Origin of the sequence: Mesorhizobium sp. M7A.F.Ca.US.014.04.1.1 (assembly GCF_003998745.1) — a bacterium.
In the GTDB taxonomy this organism is placed as follows: Bacteria; Pseudomonadota; Alphaproteobacteria; order Rhizobiales; family Rhizobiaceae; genus Mesorhizobium; species Mesorhizobium ciceri.
The window spans coordinates 1-2,243 of the sequence record NZ_RZRW01000759.1; the positions used below are offsets into that span (position 1 = coordinate 1).

2 protein-coding genes are annotated in these 2,243 nt (G+C 63.0%); both read left to right on the plus strand.

The features are described from left to right. The coding region (locus tag EOA22_RS31100; RefSeq protein ID WP_127390488.1) for an ATP-binding protein at positions 1-1,061 on the plus strand (1,061 nt) is incomplete at its 5' end. Beyond that, positions 1,051-2,243, plus strand: a 1,193-nt coding sequence (locus EOA22_RS31105; RefSeq protein WP_164756087.1) for a sigma-54 dependent transcriptional regulator, incomplete at its 3' end; no start/stop codon positions are given. The genes EOA22_RS31100 and EOA22_RS31105, both read left to right, overlap by 11 nt.

Here is a 2,243-nt window from a genome sequence, read left to right on the forward strand (position 1 = left end):
CCTACGGCATCGTCACCATCGTCAACCGCTCGGCCGAAGCGATGCTGGCCATATCCGCCAGCGCAGCCCTTGGGCAGAACCTTTCCGCCGTGCTGCCGCATGTCGGCCGCGTCTTCGAAATCGGCCGCAAGTCCGGCAAACCCGTCTATCGCGAGCAGGTGACCTTCTACCGCGCCGGCGCCGAGCGGACCTTCAACGTTCAGATCACCATCGAGGCCGGCGATGACGGCTCGGAGGAAAAGTCCTATGTCGTGACGGTTGACGACATCACCGACCTGGTCCAGGCGCAGCGCTCGTCGGCTTGGGCGGATGTGGCGCGGCGTATCGCCCACGAGATCAAGAACCCGCTGACGCCGATCCAGCTCTCGGCCGAACGCATCAAGCGCCGCTATGGCAAGGTGATTACCGAGGACCGCGAGGTTTTCGACCAGTGCACCGACACCATCATTCGTCAGGTCGAGGATATCGGCCGTATGGTCGACGAATTCTCGGCGTTCGCGCGCATGCCGAAGCCCGAGATGAAGGCCATAGATCTGCGCGAATCGCTGCGCGAGGCCTCGTTCCTGGTCGAGGTCAGCCGCGCCGACATCACCTTCGAGCGGACCTTCGGCAGCGAGCCGCTGAAGGGCACGTTCGACAGCCGGCTGATGGCGCAGGCTTTCGGCAATGTGATCAAGAACGCCGCCGAGGCAATCGACGGATTGGAACAGAAGGATGGTTCGCACGGCATAATCCGGATTCAGGCCGGGCGCCAGAATGGTGTGATTCGAATCGACGTCATCGACAATGGCAAAGGCCTGCCGCGCGAGAATCGCCAACGGCTGCTCGAGCCCTACATGACCACACGCGAGAAGGGCACCGGACTTGGCCTCGCTATCGTCAAGAAGATCGTGGAGGACCATGGTGGCAGGCTGGAACTACACGATGCTCCTGCGGACTTCCACGATGGGCGCGGCGCGATGATCAGCATCATCCTGCCGCCTGCGGCCGCAACGGCTCCGCGCGGCGAAAGCAGGGCGGAAAACGAAAGAGAAACTGAAAAGGTCGGTAATGGCGTCTGATATTCTCATCGTCGATGACGAGGAAGACATCCGTGAACTCGTCGCGGGCATACTGAGCGACGAAGGTCACGAAACCCGCACGGCATTCGATGCCGACAGCGCGCTCGCTGCTATAGCTGATCGCGCGCCGCGGCTGATTTTCCTCGACATCTGGCTGCAGGGCTCGCGTCTCGACGGGCTGGCGCTGCTCGACGAGATCAAGACGATGCATCCGACCTTGCCGGTGGTGATGATTTCCGGCCACGGCAACATCGAAACGGCGGTCTCCGCCATCCGTCGCGGCGCCTATGACTTCATCGAAAAACCGTTCAAGGCCGACAGGCTGATCCTTATTGCCGAACGTGCGCTCGAGACCTCGAAATTGCGGCGCGAGGTTTCCGACCTCAAGCTGCGCAGCGGTGAAACCTTCGATCTGATCGGCATGTCGTCGGCGATGAGCCAGTTGCGTCAGACCATCGAACGCGTCGCGCCGACCAACAGCCGCGTGATGATCATCGGCCCGTCTGGCTCGGGCAAGGAACTGGCCGCGCGCGCCATCCACACGCTGTCGGCGCGCAAGGGCGCGCCTTTCGTGACGCTGAGCGCCGCCAACATCACGCCCGAGCGTATGGAGATCGAACTGTTCGGCACCGAATCGAATGGCGTCGAGCGCAAGGTCGGCGCGCTCGAGGAGGCCCATCGCGGCATCCTCTACATCGACGAGGTGGCCGACATGCCGCGCGAGACGCAGAACAAGATCCTGCGCGTGCTGGTCGAGCAGCAGTTCGAGCGGGTAGGGGGAACCAAGCGGGTCAAGGTCGATGTCCGCATCATCTCTTCCACGTCGCAGAACCTCGAAGCGATGATCGCCGACGGGCGTTTCCGCGAGGATCTTTACCATCGCCTCGCGGTGGTTCCGGTCATCGTGCCGGGATTGGCCGAGCGGCGCGAGGATATTCCCTACCTCGTCGACAATTTCATGAAGCAGATCGCCCGCCAGGCCGGCATCAAGCCGCGCCGCATCGGCGACGACGCGCTGGCCGTGCTGCAGGCGCACAACTGGCCGGGCAACGTTCGCCAGCTGCGCAATAATGTCGAGCGCCTGATGATCCTGGCGCGCGGCGACGACGTCGATGCGCCGATCACCGCTGATCTGTTGCCGGCCGAGATCGGCGATGTCATGCCGCGCACCCCGAATCAATC